This window comes from Paenibacillus tianmuensis, from assembly GCF_900100345.1.
GTDB lineage: Bacteria > Bacillota > Bacilli > Paenibacillales > NBRC-103111 > Paenibacillus_G > Paenibacillus_G tianmuensis.
Genome location: NZ_FMTT01000027.1, coordinates 43042 through 59123, shown reverse-complemented (window position 1 = coordinate 59123; position 16082 = coordinate 43042). Strand labels below are relative to the sequence as shown.

16 protein-coding genes and 1 riboswitch are annotated in these 16082 nt (G+C 54.8%); of the genes, 6 read left to right on the top strand and 10 right to left on the bottom strand.

Annotated elements, in window-relative coordinates; translation table 11 throughout:
- Positions 1–200 precede the first annotated feature (200 nt).
- The 3 genes from BLO51_RS17610 (at position 201) to BLO51_RS17600 (ending at position 2022) form a co-directional block, all read left to right on the top strand.
- Complete coding sequence (locus BLO51_RS17610; RefSeq protein WP_090673976.1) at positions 201–1142, top strand: helix-turn-helix transcriptional regulator; 942 nt, start codon at positions 201–203, stop codon at positions 1140–1142.
- Positions 1143–1215: 73 nt separating this feature from the next.
- A complete protein-coding gene (locus tag BLO51_RS17605) occupies positions 1216–1716 on the top strand; it encodes a DinB family protein (RefSeq protein WP_090673974.1) in 501 nt (166 codons plus the stop codon).
- Positions 1717–1923: 207 nt separating this feature from the next.
- Positions 1924–2022, top strand: a complete 99-nt coding sequence (locus tag BLO51_RS17600) for a dihydroorotate dehydrogenase (RefSeq protein WP_090673972.1) — start codon at positions 1924–1926, stop codon at positions 2020–2022.
- Between the two features lie 110 nt (positions 2023–2132).
- On the opposite strand, the gene BLO51_RS17595 is transcribed toward BLO51_RS17600, so the two are convergent.
- Positions 2133–3005, bottom strand: a complete 873-nt coding sequence (locus BLO51_RS17595) for a LysR family transcriptional regulator (protein ID WP_090673970.1) — start codon at positions 3003–3005, stop codon at positions 2133–2135.
- Between the two features lie 128 nt (positions 3006–3133).
- On the opposite strand from BLO51_RS17595, the gene dapA reads away from it, so the two are divergent.
- Entirely contained in the window at positions 3134–4006 is an 873-nt protein-coding gene (gene dapA, locus BLO51_RS17590) for a 4-hydroxy-tetrahydrodipicolinate synthase (RefSeq protein ID WP_090673969.1), read from the top strand.
- Between the two features lie 471 nt (positions 4007–4477).
- Here the strand turns inward: dapA and BLO51_RS17585 are convergent, their stop codons facing one another.
- Positions 4478–5740 (bottom strand): Glu/Leu/Phe/Val family dehydrogenase, encoded by a 1263-nt coding sequence (locus tag BLO51_RS17585; protein ID WP_090673967.1) that lies wholly within the window; start codon positions 5738–5740, stop codon positions 4478–4480.
- Between the two features lie 224 nt (positions 5741–5964).
- Here BLO51_RS17585 and BLO51_RS17580 point away from each other — a divergent pair, with 224 nt between their 5' ends.
- A complete protein-coding gene (locus BLO51_RS17580; RefSeq protein ID WP_090673966.1) occupies positions 5965–6438 on the top strand; it encodes a hypothetical protein in 474 nt (157 codons plus the stop codon).
- A 79-nt stretch (positions 6439–6517) separates the two neighbouring features.
- Here BLO51_RS17580 and BLO51_RS30860 read toward each other — a convergent pair whose 3' ends face one another.
- The 5 genes from BLO51_RS30860 to BLO51_RS17560 all read right to left on the bottom strand — a co-directional run bounded on the left by BLO51_RS30860 (position 6518) and on the right by BLO51_RS17560 (position 10615).
- Complete coding sequence (locus tag BLO51_RS30860; protein ID WP_281180380.1) at positions 6518–6646, bottom strand: hypothetical protein; 129 nt, start codon at positions 6644–6646, stop codon at positions 6518–6520.
- Between the two features lie 39 nt (positions 6647–6685).
- Positions 6686–8119 (bottom strand): NAD(P)/FAD-dependent oxidoreductase, encoded by a 1434-nt coding sequence (locus BLO51_RS17575; protein WP_090673964.1) that lies wholly within the window; start codon positions 8117–8119, stop codon positions 6686–6688.
- 77 nt (positions 8120–8196) lie between these two features.
- Positions 8197–8296, bottom strand: a riboswitch (purine riboswitch).
- Between the two features lie 228 nt (positions 8297–8524).
- Positions 8525–9424, bottom strand: a complete 900-nt coding sequence (locus tag BLO51_RS17570) for an SDR family oxidoreductase (RefSeq protein ID WP_090673962.1) — start codon at positions 9422–9424, stop codon at positions 8525–8527.
- A complete protein-coding gene (locus BLO51_RS17565; RefSeq protein WP_090673960.1) occupies positions 9421–9930 on the bottom strand; it encodes a hypothetical protein in 510 nt (169 codons plus the stop codon). Before BLO51_RS17565 ends, BLO51_RS17570 begins: the two co-directional genes overlap by 4 nt.
- Positions 9931–10024: 94 nt before the next feature.
- Entirely contained in the window at positions 10025–10615 is a 591-nt protein-coding gene (locus BLO51_RS17560; RefSeq protein WP_090673958.1) for a MarR family winged helix-turn-helix transcriptional regulator, read from the bottom strand.
- Positions 10616–10777: 162 nt separating this feature from the next.
- Here BLO51_RS17560 and BLO51_RS17555 point away from each other — a divergent pair, with 162 nt between their 5' ends.
- The gene (locus BLO51_RS17555; protein WP_090673956.1) at positions 10778–11083 is read left to right on the top strand and encodes a hypothetical protein; all 306 of its coding nucleotides are present in this window, start codon (positions 10778–10780) and stop codon (positions 11081–11083) included.
- A 564-nt stretch (positions 11084–11647) separates the two neighbouring features.
- On the opposite strand, the gene BLO51_RS17550 is transcribed toward BLO51_RS17555, so the two are convergent.
- The 3 genes from BLO51_RS17550 to BLO51_RS17540 are packed head-to-tail and all read right to left on the bottom strand — an operon-like array spanning position 11648 to position 16020.
- A complete protein-coding gene (locus tag BLO51_RS17550) occupies positions 11648–12058 on the bottom strand; it encodes a carboxymuconolactone decarboxylase family protein (RefSeq protein ID WP_090673954.1) in 411 nt (136 codons plus the stop codon).
- 39 nt (positions 12059–12097) lie between these two features.
- Complete coding sequence (locus tag BLO51_RS17545; protein WP_090673998.1) at positions 12098–13744, bottom strand: thiamine pyrophosphate-binding protein; 1647 nt, start codon at positions 13742–13744, stop codon at positions 12098–12100.
- Positions 13745–13767: 23 nt separating this feature from the next.
- Positions 13768–16020 (bottom strand): putative bifunctional diguanylate cyclase/phosphodiesterase, encoded by a 2253-nt coding sequence (locus BLO51_RS17540; RefSeq protein ID WP_090673952.1) that lies wholly within the window; start codon positions 16018–16020, stop codon positions 13768–13770.
- Between the last annotated feature and the right edge of the window lie 62 nt (positions 16021–16082).

Below are 16082 nucleotides of genomic sequence, written 5' to 3'. Positions count from 1 at the left end.
ATAATCGTACTCGCATTGATCCAACAAGGTGACCCTTCGCCGATGCTCGAAGCCCGCTTTTTCAACCACCCTCTTGGAAGGGTGGCATTCGTTAAAAAGCAACTTGCCGCCTCTATGAAAAGGATTCGGCTGACTGTACGGAGAATTAGGCATGATCACCAACCGACATCAAGTCGGGAACAAAGGACGGCTGCAATTTTATGAAACTCGACCGGCTGTTGGCCATCACCATGCTGCTGCTTAACCGCAAACGGGTAAGCGCCAAAGAATTGTCTGAGCGCTTCGAAGTGTCGCTGCGGACGGTGTACCGGGACATCGAGGCAATCAACCAAGCGGGGATTCCGATCGTTTCTTACGCCGGTCCGACCGGCGGCTACGAGATTACGGACCGCTACCGGCTGGATCGTCAGCTCCTGTCCTTCGACGAGCTTCAGTCGCTCATCGTTGCGTTACGCGGCATGCAGACCACCTTGGACGACCGGCATTTCGGCAGTTTGCTGGACAAAGTCGGCGCGCTTCTGGCGAAATCCGAGCAAGGAAGCGTAACAGACGCATCCAAGCAGATCATTATCGATATGAACCCCTGGAGGAGCGGTACCGCCAATAAAGAAAAGCTGGAGACGCTGCGGCAAGCAATCCGCGATCACCGGCTTACCGCCTTTGCGTATACGAACGGGAAAGGAGAGCAGGCCGAGCGTCAGTGCGAACCGATGAGCGTGGTGCTTAAAGGCTACGTATGGTATATGTACGGCTATTGCCGGCTGCGGGAAGACTTTCGGATATTCCGGCTGTCGCGGATGCGGAACTTGCAAGCCGGAACGGAGACGTTCGAACCTCGCCAGCTGCCGACGGAAGAGTTGGATAGCCGCTGGATGCGGCGCGATTCTCCCCATTCCGTGAATCTCGTGCTGCAATTCACCTCAAAGGTACGGGTCCCTGTGGAGGATTATTACAAGCCCGAGCAGATTGAGTACGGCCTAGACGGAACACTCATTGTCCGAGCTTCCCATCCGGACGCGCTCTGGACGTACGCCCATCTGCTGTCCTATGGCGCCGATGTGAAGGTGCTGGAGCCGGAAGCCGTTGCCAGCCGGGTGCGGGAGGAAGCGCTCGCCATCGCGCGGCTCTACGAGCAACCCTGACATACAGCTGTCAGGGAATGCATGTTATCGTAAAGTGGTAACGCTAAATTGCGAGCGCAGGGAGGAATTCGAAATGTTTGTCAAAACAGCTGATTTTATCGCCGAATGGCAGCAAGAGGCTGCCGCTACACAGAGGGTCATGGATACCTTAACCGACGAAGCCCTGAATCAGGCGATCGCTCCGGACCATCGGACGCTTGGGCAGCTTGCCTGGCATTTGACGACGACGGTGCACGAGATGCTGTCGCGGACCGGCTTGGAATTCGCATCGGCGGGAGACGACCAGCATGCACCGGCCTCGGCGGCTGCGATCGCGGAAGCTTACCGGAACGCCTCGCAAGCAGCTGGGAATGCGGTTCAAACGCAGTGGACGGACGCCAAGCTGGCAGAAACGACGGAAATGTACGGCAATACATGGCCGAATGGCCTGACCTTGCGGATTCTAATCCAGCATCAGATTCATCACCGGGGCCAAATGGCCGTCCTGATGCGCCAAGCCGGGCTCAGGGTTCCGGACATCTACGGCCCGACACGGGAAGATTGGCTGGAGAGCGGCATGCAACCGCTTATCTAACGAGGCTAATGCCGTTACGCCGAGCGCTTCACCCGATTGAAAGCAGTCAGCCTGAGTCTTAAGAAGCTAGAACAATGAATTCCTTAAGCGATCAAAAGAGTCCCTGTCCTTTGGCTTCTCCGCTAATGCACATTTTCCCGCCCACCCAATCAAGGGGCAAATGACCATCATAAGGTATACTAGGTCAAACGGAAGGGGGATGTATACATGAGCTGCGTAAAAGGGTTCGGCGGATTTACTTCTACGGGCGTAATCCTCGTATTGTTTATTTTGTTGGTCATCGTATCTTGTACTTTCTGGTTCTAATCCGGGGCACAAGGCCCGGGCTCTTTTCTTCAAGCACATGCACAGGCATCCGGGAAGGGGGTTCATTGCGAACTCCCCTTTTTGGCATTTCTTCAACTACATAGATTCGCTCATGGCTTCAGCAGACGGATAAACGCAAGCAACGGCTGCGACATCCATTTTTTAGGATGGACAAACATCTGCAGATCGAACCGGATATCGGGGTGGGCAAAGGGCAGCGCCTGGAGGCGCCCGCGCCGTACCTCCTCTTCAACGACGATCTGCGGAAGGAGGGCCACGCCGAGCCCGTTCATCACGCACTGCTTGATCGCCTCGGGGTTGCCCAGCTCAAAACGGATGAGAAACGAGATGTTGTGCGCTCTTAATACGTTCTCGAACATGCCCCGGTAATTGCAGCTTTCCTCCGACATGATCAGCTCGACTCCATTCAGATCATCCACGCCTACACCGCCGGATAACTGCGTAAGCGGATGGCCGGGCGGCGCGATCAGCACCAGAGGCTCTTCCCGGATCGTCTCGCAGCGAAGAGCCGGGTCGGCCGGCTTGCCGTCGAGCAGCAGCCCGATATCGAATTCCCCCTCCTTCACTTTGCTGACGATCAGCGATTCGCGTTCCGCTTGGATATGGATGTTCAATTCAGGAAACCGTTCCCTCAGATGATGCAAATAGGGAGGAAGGTAGTAGGCCGCCAGCGAATCGATTGCGCCGATCGTCAATGTCCCGCCAACCTGATTCCCGACGATTTCTTTGGATTGCGCGTACAAATCCAGCATCTGCCCGGCGAGCTTCAGCAGCACTTCACCGGGCGGCGTAAGCCGAAGCTGCCGGCCGTGACGCTCGAACAAGGAAACGCCGTATTCCCGCTCCAGCTTCTGAATTTGCATCGTGACGCTGGATTGCGCATAGCCGAGCTCCTCGGCCGCCCGGGTAAAGCTCTGACGTTTAGCCACCTCGCGAAACGTCTGGAGATACGTCAGCTCCATGTGGTCTTCGCTCCTATGATCAATATTATTGATGATGATTATCACTTATTATAGCTAACTCCGATGATTCAAACCATGGTAAAGTAGAGCCAAACCAAATTATTCAAACCCATGGAGGAATGTAAAAAATGCTAACCCAAGAGCAGCTAACTGGTGTTTACGTCCCGATCGTCACCCCGTTCGACAGTAACGGCGCCGTAGATCTAGCTTCATTCGAGCGTCACGTTCGCTGGCTTGCGGACCGCGGCATCCATGGCCTGGTCGTCAACGGGACGACAGGAGAATCGCCGACGGTAGCATGGGAAGAAGTCGAAGCTTTGGTGAAGACCGCCAAGAACGCAGTCGGCGGGAAACTTCCGGTCATCGTCGGCACCGGAACGAACGATACCGCTTCGACCGTGAAGCGTACGGAGCTTGCGGGGTGGCTTGGCGCGGATGCCGTGCTTGTCGTTGTCCCTTACTATAACCGCCCGTCGCAGGAAGGCATCGCCGCCCATTTCCGCAAAGCGGCGGAGGTCGGCATTCCCGTCATCGCCTACGACAACCCGTCGCGTGCCGGGGTGGGGCTGACGGCGCTGACGGCCGGAGCCATCCTGGAGCTGGACGGGGTGATCGGTCTGAAGGACAGTTCCGGCGGCATTCAGCTGCTTACGGAATTGTCCTGTTTGAACAGCAAACCGGTGCTGTGCGGCGACGACTCCTACGCTTACGCCATGCTTTGCTGCGGGGCCAAGGGCGGCATCCTCACCGCCGCCAACGTGGCGCCGGAAGCTTTCGTCGAAGTGCACCGGCAGTTCGCCGAAGGAGACTTGAACGGAGCGAAACAAACGTTCGAAGGACTGCTTCCGCTCATCCGGCTTCTTTTCCGGGAATCTAGTCCGGCGCCGGTCAAGTGGGTTCTGGCTCATCAGGGCATTATCGCCTCGGAGGCTCTCCGCCTGCCGATGACCGGCATCAGCGCAAAGCTCCGGCAGGAGCTCGAAGCGTATTTAAGCCGGTAAGTCGGTACAATAAACCGACGATCCGGACAAAAACGACGCACGAAAAAACCCTCCGCTTGAAGCGGAGGGTTTTTTCTGACCCAGCCTGTTGTTACATACGGAAAAACAATTCGACAAACGCCCCGCCAACGAGCCAGTAGCTAACGATGCAGCTGAGCACGATGAGGATAACGTTTTTCAAAAACTTCATCTCTTCAACTCCAATATCATTTAGGTTCACCCATGATCGTAGCGCCGAGCTTCCTACCCGTTTTCGGCATACAGTGCCTAAGTGCGGCTCCAGATGTCATTGGACAGAAGGACCCTTATATTGTAGACGAATGAACCTACGAACAGGTTCAACTCCCTATTTTCACAGAAGGAACCGCGCTGCCCCATGAACGCCAATCGCCGCCAGCGCTTCTGTACCAAGGCAAGGTACTCGGCCGCCGGCGGCGATGATTTATTGAACATTCGATTCAGCCTATGCGTTTACACCCAGCCGCGGGCTTCCATCGCTTTGGAAATCCGCTCCATCGAGATCATGTAAGCGGCCGTACGCAGATCGGTTTTGTATTGGGTTGCCAAATCTTGAACCGCGCGATAAGCTTCCGTCATCGCCGTCTTGAGCTTGAGGTTTACCTCTTCTTCGCCCCAGTAATAGTTCATCAGGTTCTGAACCCATTCGAAGTAGGAAACCGTCACGCCGCCGGCATTCGCCAAAATATCCGGAATCACCTTCACGCCATTGCCGAACAAAATTTCGTCCGCTTCCGGCGTCGTCGGTCCGTTGGCCGCTTCCGCTACGATACTTGCCTTGATCTGAGCGGCATTTGCCGATGTAATGACATTCTCAAGCGCGGCCGGCACCAAAATATCGACATCCAGTTCCAGCAGCTTCTCCGGTTGAATAGCGAACGACGCGCCGTATGCGGACAGGTCTCCCTGATCCTTCAGTTGCTCCACGCGGTTCAAATCCAGTCCCTGCGGGTCGTAAATCGCGCCACGCGAGTCGCTGACGGCCACAATGCGGCAGCCCAGCTCCGACAGCAGCTTCGCCGAAATCCGGCCGGCGTTGCCGAAGCCTTGAATGGCTACCGTCGCGCCTTCCGGCGTCTTGCCCATATCCTTCATCGCCTCTTGAATCGCAAAGACGCAGCCGCGGGCCGTCGCTTCGTTTCTTCCCTTGGAGCCCCCGATAATCAGCGGCTTGCCGGTAATGACGCCCGGGCTGTTGAAGCCCTTCAAACGGCTGAACGTATCCATCATCCAGCCCATAATTTGCGGGGTCGTGTACACGTCCGGCGCCGGAATGTCTTTCTCCGGTCCGACGATATCGGCGATTGCTTCCATGAATCCCCGGCTGACGCGCTCCAGCTCGCCCTTGCTCATTTCGCGCGGGTCGCAGATGACTCCGCCCTTGCCGCCGCCGTACGGGAGGCCGACAACGCCGCATTTGAAGCTCATCCACATCGACAGCGCCTTAACCTCATCCAGCGTCACGTCCGGATGGAACCGGATGCCGCCCTTCGTCGGACCGACCGCATCGTTATGCTGAGAACGGTAGCCTTCAAACACACGGACTTGGCCGTTGTCCATCTTCACGGGGAACGTGACGGACAGCACCCGTTTCGGGTGCTTCAAAATTTCCACGACCTCTTTGGGCAAGTTTAACAGAGAAGCCGCATGCTCGATTTGCCTTTGAGCAATTTTAAACGGGTTTAGATTTTCTGCAGTCAATGTAGTAACAGTCATCGATTCTCTCCATCTCCTTCTATGCTTTAACGTAATACTGAAATAATGAGTTGTTCTTTATTTTATAGGGATCGACTTTCACTTTCAACCGTTTTTTTTGACAATATTCGAAAAATTATCAGAAAACCTTAATAAACCTTTCATCATATGTTATTTTTATTTTAATAATGATGTATAATATAGCTGACGTATACCCAAAATTTGTACGACGGGAAGAGGAAATCATGCTGACGTTTGAGGAAAAGATTGCCGTGATCGAATCGTTTGCGGAGTTGGAGAGAAAAAACGTGTCCTTGGGCCGGGTAAACTATCACTATGAGCAGAGCGCTTATGACAAGAAGACGGTTGTCTATCATTTGCATCCGAATGGCAACGGCTTCGTCTATGCCGGCCATCTGTCCGGTTACGATACCGATGAGCGTGGGATGGTGAACATCCGGGACTTCACCGCAGATGCGCTCCGCTCGATTGTCGAAGCCTCGATCCGCTCCCTTGCGCCCAAGACGGTAAAGGAACAAGCCGTCACCGGCGACGCGGAAATCGAAGAGCGCTGGATCGGTCCGGATAAGCAGACCTTGATGCTGTTGTATGAGAACGAGCTGTGGTGCATCTATGCCGGTTTGAGTCTCGAAGCGGCCTTCGAGACGTACGGGGAAGCCGAAGAGTATTTAGCGGAAGAAGGCTTTTCGCGGCAATAGATAGCCTTCCCCCACCTGTGAAGAACATGCCTGCCGGGGGCGGACATGTTCTTATCATGGCCGTCGGATAACAAGCAGCTTACGCTTCAAGCTGAGACGGGCATGTTGGATCTGTCAGCTCCCCTTCTCCGGCCGTGACGACTGCCGCCTTGCTGGTTTCAACCGATCTTACGACCACCCGTCTCAGGTCCTCCACGAACAAACGCATAAGCAGCCCTCCGGCTTCTTCTTTCGCCTGTCGTCTCCGCTACATCCGCTCCACAATGGACCGGGCAATCCACACTCCGGCTGCGCCCGCTTGGGCCAACCCCCGGGTCACGCCCGCGCCGTCACCGCCACAGTACAAGCCACCGATCACCGTTTCAAGCTGCTCGTTCAGTTTCGGCCGGGCCGAATAGAACTTCGCCTCCACGCCGTAGAACAGCGTATGCTCCGATGCGATGCCTGGCGTCACTTTGTCGAGCGCCTCGACCATTTCGATCAGACTTTTCATCGTATTGTACGGGAGCACGAGGCCCAAATCCCCAGGCACGGCCTCCTTCAGCGTCGGCTCCAGAAACCCTTCCTGAATGCGCCCTACCGTCGAGCGCCGGCCGCGAATGATGTCGCCATACTTCTGAACGATCACGCCGCCGCCCGACAAATCGTTCGCCCGCTTGCAGATTTCCCGCGCGTACTCGTTCGGCTTGTCGAACGGTTCGGTAAACCGGTGGGAGACGAGCAGCGCGAAGTTCGTATTGAGCGAGCCGAGCGCCGGGTCCTTGAAAGCATGCCCGTTGGCCGCCATAACCCCGCTGTGGTTTTCAACCACGACATGGCCCGACGGATTGCTGCAGAACGTCCGCACCCGTGTGCCGACCGATGTGTTGAAAATAAATTTACCCTCGTACAAGTGCTCGTTAATCTCGCGCATGACGACATCGGACGTCTCCACCCGGACGCCGACGTCCACCTGGTTATTGAACATCGGGATGCGCCGCTTGCGGAGAATTTCCGTAAGCCACGCCGAACCGTCCCGTCCCGGCACGACGATCACAGCGTCTGCCTCCAATTCCTCGCCGCTGGACAGCACGACGCCTTGTACCCGGTAACCTTCCGCTTCTTTCACCGTCAGCACGTCGGCTACTTCCGTCTTGAATCGCATCTCGATATGCTGCTTCAGATAGTCGTTGATCGATTTCAAAATTTCCAAATTTTTCTCGGTGCCCAGATGCCTGACCTGCGCCCGCAGAAGCTTGAGTCCGGCCGCATAGCCGCGCTGCTCGATGGAGCGCACGACCTCGGTCATCGGGTCGGTGATCGTATCAGGAGCGCCATGCTGCAGATTGAGACCGTCAACGTAACCAATAAGCTCCAGCACCTGCGCCGGCGGCAAATAATCGGTCAGCCATCCGCCGAATTCCGTCGTAATGTTGAACTTCCCGTCGCTGTAAGCGCCCGCTCCGCCGAACCCACCCGTGATCGAACAGGCCGGTAGACAGCCCGCGTACTCCTTCTTCCCCGCCGGGGGAGGACAGAGCCGGATTTTTTCCTCCAGAATTGGACACCGACGGCTGGCGATATCGTGTCCTTTATCGATTAACAAAACGCGCTTGTGAGGCGCTTTCAACGTCAGCTCATAAGCGGCAAAAATCCCCGCCGGTCCGGCTCCTACAATAATCACATCAAAGCGCTTGCCCATCTTCGCTTTCCCTCCATAGAACGAATAGTCTCGTGCCTACCCGCCCAAAGACGCAAGAAATCCCGGCCTCGAACGGGTATGGAAAACCCGCCGCTCGTAGCCAGGAATTGTCGGTTCCTTGTAGAGACCTCCGGCCCGTTATGCCGAAGATATACGAACAGTCTCATCTGTGAAGCTTATTCGGTTTACGTATTTAGGGTAGCGAAATTTCAGATCGCTGTCAAGAGATTATCTTAATTTTGTTCGTGTTTTACATAAAAATTATACGTTAACCCTGTAACCTCGTCCAATATAAAAGAAAATCACGAACATTATCACTGTCCCCCGCTTCACGTTCCATCGTTCGTGAACCGTGACGTTTCTGAATCCGCTGACGAGCCTTTTGCTGTCGACGGGCGTCTACAACTAACTTAACACGATCCTCGAAGACCCGTTACTTTGCCTAAACATGTCGATATGCTCGCGCAGAAAAGCATCCAGCGCGCGCGGCTCTCTACCGAGCAGACGCTTCACGGTATCCGTAGGCTTTTCCGGCAGCGCCACTGACATGGCCTGAATTTCCACCACATGAGCCGCAAGCCAAGGAGGCATATGGCCGAACTCCATCAGATCGCGGCGCAGCACTTCGGGGTCCATATTCATGTACCGGATCGGCTTGCCGAGCAAGGTAGACAGCTTGTCCGCAATCTGCGGATAACTGAAAACCTCCGCCCCGGTAAGCGTGTATACATGACCGGCGGCCTCGCGGTTGGTCAGTGCCTCCACGGCAACATCCGCGATATCCCGGCAGTCGATGAAATTGCATGCCGCATCGCCCATGCAACCGTAGAACACCTCTTGATTGACGACGTTCGGTGCAAGACGCTGCAAGTTTTGCATGAACGCATAGGGACGCAGCACGGTATGCGTAAGCCCGGATTCGGACAAAACCATCTCGATTTTCTGATGCCATCCCGCGACGGCTACCGGGACACTCGGATCGTAGGCCGGGCTGGATATTTTTACAATATGCTCGATTCCAGCTTCGGCGGCCATATGAATGATCGAAGTCTCCAGCTCAATCTGCCTCGGGCTGTTGGACATCGCGAGGAAAAGCTGGCTGGCCCCTGTGAAAGCACGCCGCATCGACTCAGGATCGGAAGCGTCAGCCGTCGCAACCTCAATCGTCGAACCTCCCCAATTCCCAAGCTGATGACACAGCTTCTCCGGCTCTCTGCTCAGCGCCCGCGCGGGTACACCGAGGTTAGCCAAACGTTTCACAAGCGCACTGCCAATCGTACCCGTTGCTCCAAGAATAACAATCATCTTCTCTCTTCTCCTTTGAATGAAAAATTTTTGCGGACGGCAAGCCGCCAGCGCCATGTAATGATCGTGCTTGCAATCGTTCCGGACAACGGGAAATCGAACCATATCCGATCCAGCCAAGCCGCGTGATCGAACGGCCGTACGATTCCGAATAAATAAGGTATCGCCCACGCAGCGAATAAACCAAACGCAGCCCCACCCAAGGCAAAAGCACCTGTGACAACCACGCGATTCGCGCCGGCGACCCACCGACTTTTGCCGCCCAGGCTCCGCAGCCAAAGGCCCAGCATCCAGGCCACCAAGGCCGATGCTCCTCCAATTGTGGTCAGAGCCGCAATTTGAAGACCCTTGTCGGCGGTAACCAAGCCTCCAATTCCCGCCATAACGGCAGGGGAAGCATAAGCCATGGCTACCTCCCGCCACAGTACAAAATCGTTCGCACCCGAACCGGCAGACGCGATGTGAGAAGCGCCTTCCCGCTTGTCCGCGGATTCTATCCTGTTCATACACTTGCTCCTTTCTCCCGCAGTTGTCTATGCCGCATATGATTAGGAGCCTAACTATATGCGGGTGAAAATGGGCTAGTTAGACTAGCCCGTTTTACCCTTTGCTCCTGTGTTTCTTTCTTTTGGATTCGCCCGCCGGTTTGCCCAGTTCCATTGTCTCGTCCGTAAGTGCCGGGATGCCTTGCGTTACCCGCCCAAGCAGGTCAAGAAACACGCCGCGTTCCTCGATACTGAGAAGGCCAACCATCGCTTCCAACCTCGCGAAGTGCTCCGGAGCCATAGCTTGAAGCTTCTTCGCTCCTTCCTCCGTCAGAACAACCGATCTCTGACGGCCGTCTTCGGCGCTGGTACGGCGGGATACGAGTCCGTCCCGCTCCAGGGTGTCGATGAGCCCTGTCATTGTAGCGCGCGTAACCCCCAGATGTTCCGCCAATTGTGACGGTAACGCTTCTCCCTCGTTATCTTCCAGTTCGACCAGCACACGGTACCGCCCTGTCGATAAACCGAATCTCGCGAAATGGACCTCCGAAGCATGCCCAAGCTTCGTACCCGCTGCCAATAGCCTGGTGGCGACGAGAATGGCTTGCTCGTCAACGTCCAGCCCATAACGCTCAATCTGACGCTTCGATTGAATAAGCGAGGGGATCGCTTCATTCCGATTCCAAATTTTGTTATCGTTAGCCATAAATATAGTATGGCACCTAACTAATTTTGTGTCAACCGGTTTTTCTTGATCACTAAACTTGATTCCGGGAAAACCGCACATTAAAATAAAACCAGCTTGCAACCTGCAGTTCGGCAAGGTTATTGCACGCCATCATCACATGCAAGACATTCGGAGGAAACCATGGGACTGGATATCATCCTATACGATGACAAAGACGCTAAGGCAGGATTCATTGAAATCCCGAGCAGTTTACATGAAGCTATATTCATGGGCACGCCGCATTGGAGCAGTTATTCCTATTTAAGAAAAATCAAGGATTACTACAAGACGAACATCCGGCTTCACCAACCCTATCTGCGCCATTTTGTCGAAGACTTGAAACAAGTCAGACTGTTCATGGATTCTGCGCATCATGCAGCGTTGGATAGTTTAATCGATGCCTTGAGTCAAAGCCATGTACAAGCGATCCATGTGGCCGGCGATTAACGAGAGCTAGTCGCATTAAGAATAGCTAGGATTAAATCATGTTTATTGCTTTTATGTACATGTGCTATAATGCAAAGAAGGATAACGGAGAACGGTGGAGTGACCGCGGCGCAGCCCTTCTGCAAAGGAGGTGATTGCCCTGGTCACCCTTGTGGCGCTGCTGGATGTAGTCAAATGGATTGCAGCTATTCTTAGCTTATGGCTGAGCGGTAGGAAGCTATTCAAATTGATCAAACGGAAGCTAAACAAGCGAAAAAACCACCGTCAATAAGGTTGCAGCCCTGATCGGTGGTTTTTTCGCTTAGATTGAAAAACTATGCGCGCCGTGGGGTAAACCACAGCTTCGTTTATCCAAAGAGCCGTTTAGTGTTGGCGCACTAGCGGCTCTCTTTAGTATTTCCAAATTTCAACCGAGTTAATTTGATTTCGTAAGCATGAATTACTGATATCTATATTATCACGTATTCACTGCATACGCCACATATAATGTTTCAACATGTTTCCTAAATTATCATTTCGATAATACTTCTTATCGACCGTTTCCTTCCGATGCCGCTACGTTTTCTACGCCGTAACCGGCGTAATGTTCCGTGCTTTGAACACTTCGCCGACCACATTCAAGGCCCCGCATGCTTTCGGGAACCCGGCGTAGCCTGCGCAGTGCAGGACGATCTCTAAAATTTCCTCCGGCGTCAAGCCGACGTTCAGCGCCGCATGTACATGGAACGGAAGCTGCTCCGTCGCCCCTTGCGTGATGAGCGAGGTGATCGTAATGATCTCCCGCTGCTTCAGATCAAGCGTCTTGCGCGAATACAAATCGCCGAATCCGAAGGATACGATCTGATGCGCCATATCCGGAAAAAAAGCGCCGATATTCCCGATCGTCTGCGCCCCTTCCTCTCCGACCATCTCCACCAAAGTCTTCATACCCCGTTCGTACCGCTCGGCGTTCGTCAACCGGTCTTCGCTTCCCATCGTACTCACCTCTGCTTATGTATTTATGACCCTCTCCAGTTACCCGCGCTCCATCGTCGGCGGAGTTTCCAGCGGGTCGGCCATCACTTCGATCACAGCCGTACGCCTCATCGCCAGCGCCTGCGTCACCGCAGCATACAGCTCGGCTTCGGTCGAGCAGCGGAACGCTTCCGCTCCCATCGCTTCCCCGAATTTGGCGGCGTGCACCGGCACCGTGTAATTCGTCCCGATCGCGCGGCCCAGATGCCAGGCCATCCCTTTCTCCACCATATCCAGACTGCCGTTGTTCATCACAACGAAAATGACCGGAGCGCCGGCATTCACCGCCGTCGATATTTCCGTGCCGTTCATGAACAGGCATCCGTCCCCGGTCAGGCATACGATCGTTTTGTCCGGCTCCGCGAGCTGAGCGCCGACGGCATACCCGATGGCGCGTCCCATCGTCGCATAGACTTCTTCGAAGTAGAATGTCCCGGGTACTTCGATATCAAAGTGCTTCACCGCATAAAAGGAATGGCTGCCCGCATCGCCATACACCACGGCCTCCCCCGGCAGCGCCGACCGCAGAACACGCATCGTCTGTTGACCGGTCAGCCAGCGGCTCTCCGCCGGCCCCTCCGCTTCGGCGGCCGGTTCCGACGCAGTTGCAACCTCGGCATAAGAGCTTGTCAGCTCTACCCGACGGCCACCCGTCAAGCGAAGCAGTTCCTGAAGATTGCGCTTCAAGTCCCCAAGTACCGGAAGCACCGGGACGGGTACCGCTTTGCCGATAAACGTCGGCTCATAGTCGAAATGGATCATCCGCTGCGGGTACATGGCCGGCGTCAGTCCGGGCAGCTCCAAGTCGCTGAGCTGGCTGCCCACGACCATCATCACGTCGACACCTTCGCTCATATAGGCTTTAGACGTGTCGTTGCCGCCAAGACCGAACGGTCCGAGCGACAGCGGATGCCCGGACACGAACGCGCCCTTGCCTCCCGGCATCGTCATCACGGGGATGTTCCATCGTTCGGCCAGCTGCCGGAGCTCTTCGTAAGCCCGGCAAGCGTGCACGCCGCCGCCCACGAACAGCACCGGACGTCTTGCCGCATCGAGCCATTCGATCACTTGGTCGAGGTTGGCAGAAAGAACGGCCGGATAATGCGTTGGCAGCGGAATTTGAAAAGGTCGGACTTCTTCCATCAAAACGTCCAGGGGGATGGAAAGATGGACGGGGCCTTTCACCCCGGTATAGGCTTGTTCGATCGCATGGCGCAGGTACGTCTCCAGCAGCTCGCCACGTTCGATGCGTGCGCTGAATTTCGTCACCGGCTCGAACATCTTGACGAGATCGGTTCCGAACGGTGTGCTGTCCTGCCCGAGCACCTTGCCGATCTCTTTGATCGGCGGCTGGCCGGTCAAGAACAGGACCGGTACGCCCGTCGCCTTCGCTTGTCCAGCGGCGGTCAGCATGTTAACGCCACCCGGCCCCGCCGTGCCCAGCGCCGCGCCGAGCCGCCCGCCTTCGAAAGCGTAGCCGGCCGCTGCGTACCCCGCTCCGCCTTCATGCTTGCTCAGCACGAAGGCGATGCCCTGCCGGTCCATCTCTATGACCAGAGGCGTCACCGGCTTGCCTGGAATGCCGAATACATGGGTAACGCCCCATTGAATCAAATGCTCCACTACCAATTGAGCCACAGTTTTCATGATGATCCCCTTTTTTGAAAGCATCAATATTTTCTTTTGACTTTCTCCTGCAGCTCCTGAAAATGCAACTCAAACCTCTCCGCCGGAATCGGCTCACTGAAGTAGTACCCTTGCACTTCGTTGCATTTTTGGTACTGCAGGAAACGGAGCTGGTCTTTCTCTTCGACGCCTTCCGCAATAACCTCCAGCCCCAGATTGTGCGCCATCGCGATAATGGTGCCGACGATGTCCGAATCGTGGGAATTGGTTATAATATCCCGCACGAACGACCGATCGATCTTCAGGCGGTCGATGGAAAATTTTTTCAAATAATTCAGCGAGCTGTACCCCGTTCCGAAATCGTCTATGCTGATTTGAACCCCAAGATCATGCAGCTGTTGTAGCGTCGGAATCGTATGCTCCACATCCATCGTCATCGTTTCGGTGATTTCCAGTTCAAGGAATTTCGGCTCAAGCCCAGTCTCCTCCAAAATGTCCTTGACCATCTCGGCAAGATATTCTTTGGAAAATTGTTGGGAGGACAAGTTCACGGCGACGCGCATCGGCGGCAGCCCTTTTTCCTGCCAGCTTTTGTTCTGCATGCAGGCGGTACGCAGTACCCATTGATCCAACTGGATAATAAGTCCGGTTTCTTCCGCTAGCGGAATGAACTCAAAAGGAGACACAATCCCGCGCTCGGGGTGGTTCCAACGGATCAGCGCCTCGGCGCCCTTGATATCCCCGGTTTTGATATCGATTTGCGGCTGGTAGTACAGCACGAATTCGTTATTGTCGATCGCGCGGCGCAGTGACGTTTCCATCTTGATCTTCTCGTGGGACTTCGTCTGCATATCGTCCGAATAGATGACATATTGATTTTTGCCGCGCTGCTTCGCCCGGTACATCGCCGTGTCCGCATGAATCATCAACATCTCGATGTCGAGACCATCGTCCGGATAGAACGCGATGCCGATGCTGGCCGTAATATGAAACTCGTACCCGTTCATGTTGAACGGATGCTGGAACAGGCCCAGAATACGCTCGGCCCGATGCACGACCTGCTGCTCGTCCGTCACGATCGGGAACAGGAACATAAATTCGTCGCCGCCCATGCGGGCCACCAGATCCGTCGATTCGAGACTGCTCGTCAGCCGTTCGGCAATTTGCTTGAGCAGCAGATCTCCGTTGGAGTGTCCTAACGTGTCGTTGACCAGCTTGAAGCGGTCGAGATCCAGATACATAATGGCGATTCCGGACGGATGCAGCCCCCGCTTGGCCCGCTCCAGCAGAGGGACAAGCACTTGCTTGTAGTACCTTCGGTTGGGCAGCTTGGTCAAATCGTCGTGATTGGCCAAATAGTTGTATTTTTCCTCTGCCTCGTATCGGTCCGTAATGTTCCGGAACTGGCCGAAGGCGCCGATGAGCTGCTTGTGCTCGTCATAGATCGGGAACGCGTCGAACAGACACACCGTGCGCGTCCCGCTCCCCTTGCGCTCAAGGCTGATTTGAATATCTTCGTATTTCTTCCCATGGCGGATGACATCGTAGATGTATTGCCCCATGGGTTCAAGACACAGGACCGACCTCCCTAGCGCTTGCTCTTTGGACAGACCTGTAAGGTCTTGAGCAAAGTGATTAAAATCCGTAATTTCCCCCTCTTTATCGGTAATAATAATGCCGTTGCGCGTATTGTCCATCAGAATCTGATTCATAATGTCCAGCTTGCGGTTCTGCTTTCGAAGCATCAGCTCCCTCTCGATCGAGTCCACGGCGGTCGACAGCATGGTCACCATCAGCGGATTCTGGTATTCGATCGCCGTCATAATGATGATGCTTCCGAGCAGATTGCTGACATCGGAATAATGAAAAGCTACGGCGTAGCAGGCGGTTTGATGCAGATATTCGTGGTAATGATCGGGGCCAACCAATTGGATGGCGTAGCCGCTGTGCTTCAAAGAGAGGCTCACCACATTGGTGCCCATAACTTCCTCGGAAAATTGAATGCCGGTGCGGATGCCGAGCTGATTTATCGTGTTCTTGATGGCTTCATCCCCCATCATATGCAGGATAAACCCCCGTGCGTCGGCAACAGCCAACAAGATCGGCGTGCCCTTCATCAAATCCAGGATTTTGTTTCCAAAAAACCGGATGACGGACAAGATTTCTTCGTAGTCCTGCCGCTTGTCCTCCAGCTCTCTCGGCGTCATCACGACTCTGGGAAACGGAATCTCTTTCGGATTCATCCCCGCATGGCTGCAAACCGACTTGGACTCCATAATGTAGTTACTTAGCGACATACCCCCACCCTCTTCCAACGTGACATAAGGAATGTACGACCCCTTGCAAAACGATATGTATA